Raw genomic sequence first — 2,008 nt, forward strand, 5'->3', positions numbered from 1 at the left:
CACCTCGGGGAGGGTTCACGGATCGATACGGTCCTTCATGCGGTAGCTTTTACCTTCGATGATAATGGTCTCGGCGTGGTGCAGGACGCGGTCGAGGATGGCCGAGGTCAGGGTGCTGTCGTTGTTGAACATCGAGGGCCAGTGCTTGTAGGCCTTGTTGGTGGTCAGCACGATGGCCCCGCGTTCGTACCGATGGCTGATGATCTGGAAGAGCAGGTCGGCCCCGTGCTTGTCGATGGGCAGATACCCTAGTTCATCGATAATCAATAGATCCGGGCGGGTGTATTCCCTGAGTTTCTGAACCAGACGCCCGGCTTTCTGGGCGGCCGCGAGGCTGTTGATGATGTCGATGGCAGTGGCGAAACGGACCCGCGGACCCGCCTGACAAGCGGCCCAGCCCAGAGCGATCGCCAGATGCGTTTTTCCCAGGCCCACCCCACCGATCAGGATCGCGTTGGCTTTATCCTCGATGAACTTGAGGCGGAAGAGGTTCTGGACCGCCAGCCGATTGATCTTCGTCGGCCAGGTGAAGTCGAACTGCTGGAGAGTCTTGAGCACGGGGAAGCCGGCGTTTCGGATGCGCCGCTGGCGGGCCTGGTCCTGACGCAGGGTGGCCTCACCCTCGATCAGACGGGCGAGGAAGTCCACGTGAGACCACTGCTGGGCCCCGGCCTGCTGGGCCAGTTCCTCGAAGTGTTCCAGGATAAACGGCAGTTTGAGCAACTGGAGTTGCCGACGCAGGTCATCCGGCGTCGCTTGGGCGGTCTTGCGGCGATTCATGGGTTTCTCCGGGGATAGGGGTTTCGGAGGTCTCGTAGAGTTCCAGGTTGGGTTCGGGAAGCTCCAGCTCCAGCAGGTCCTGTCGGCGGGTCAGGTGCAGGGCGCCGGGTTCCGGCAGGATCCGTTGCTGCTGTTCGAGCAGGTTGGCGATGTATTCGCCGCTGAACGCCTGGAACTCCAGGGCGTCCTCGATGGCCCGGGCGGTTCTCTCCGCCCCGTAGATTTCGGCCAGGGCGACGATCTGGCGGACGTGATGCAGGACGTTGAGCCGCCGCTCGGCCAGACCCTGGTAAAACCCTTCCGCCCGGGGCGTCAGCGACAGCAGGCGTTGCAGCAACTTCTGATCACGCGCTCGGCGGCGTTGCTGGAGCAGCGCCCGGGGGTGATCGGGATGCTCGAAGTCCCGTCGGCGGTCGTAGCTGCGGACGTGCCGAGCGATGAGCCGGTCCTGATGGTACAGGCACAGATGGTCGGGGTAGAGCTTGAGGGTCAATGCCGCTCCGGCATATTCGGCGGGCACCGAGTAGGTGTTGGTGTCCACGGTCACCCGGAACTGACGGCTGGCCCGCACCGGACGGAGGACGCCGACATCGTACGGCTGGATCGGTAGGGGCCGGAGTTGGGGCTTTTCCACCAGGAACAGTTCGGCCGGCGGTCGTTTGGTGCGGCCGTGGATACGCACGTTGGCCACCGTGTCCAGCCACTGGCGGGCCGCCGGGTTGACCAGGGCGAAGTCGCTCAGTTCCAACCCGGCCAGGAAGTTTTTTTTGATGTACCCCACGGCATTTTCCACCCGACCCTTCTCATGGGCCTGGCCGACCCCGCAGGGGCGGACGGTAAAACCGAAGTGATCGGCGAAGTCCTTATAGCGCGGATTCAGCACCGGCGTCTGGCCCAACGCATGCCGCAACACCGCGGAACGTAAGTTGTCCACCATGACCCGCTCGGGAACCCCGCCGAAGAAGGCGAAGGCATTGGCGTGGCTGGCCAGGAAGTATTCCATGGTCTCGCTGACCGTGAACTCGACGTAGAGCATCCGACTGTAGCACAGGACCATCACGAAGAAGCTCATCCGCCGGCGGGTGTTGCCCACGCTGATCGATCCGAACTGGCCCCAGTCCACCTGGGCGCATTCGCCGGGCGCGAAGGAAAGGGTCAGGAAGGCCGGGGTCCGGGGCGGACGGATCCGGCGGACATAATCCTTGACGATGGTGATCCCCCCGGCGTA

2 protein-coding genes are annotated in these 2,008 nt (G+C 63.6%); both read right to left on the reverse strand.

The window, feature by feature from the left end; translation table 11 throughout:
* Window positions 1–15: 15 nt before the first annotated feature.
* Window positions 16–780, reverse strand: a complete 765-nt coding sequence (locus GXY33_14250) for an ATP-binding protein (protein ID NLX06295.1) — start codon at window positions 778–780, stop codon at window positions 16–18.
* On the reverse strand, window positions 743–2,008 hold a 1,266-nt coding region (locus GXY33_14255), incomplete at its 5' end, for an IS21 family transposase (protein ID NLX06296.1). The genes GXY33_14250 and GXY33_14255, both read right to left, overlap by 38 nt.

This window comes from Phycisphaerae bacterium, from assembly GCA_012729815.1.
Classification (GTDB): domain Bacteria; phylum Planctomycetota; class Phycisphaerae; order JAAYCJ01; family JAAYCJ01; genus JAAYCJ01.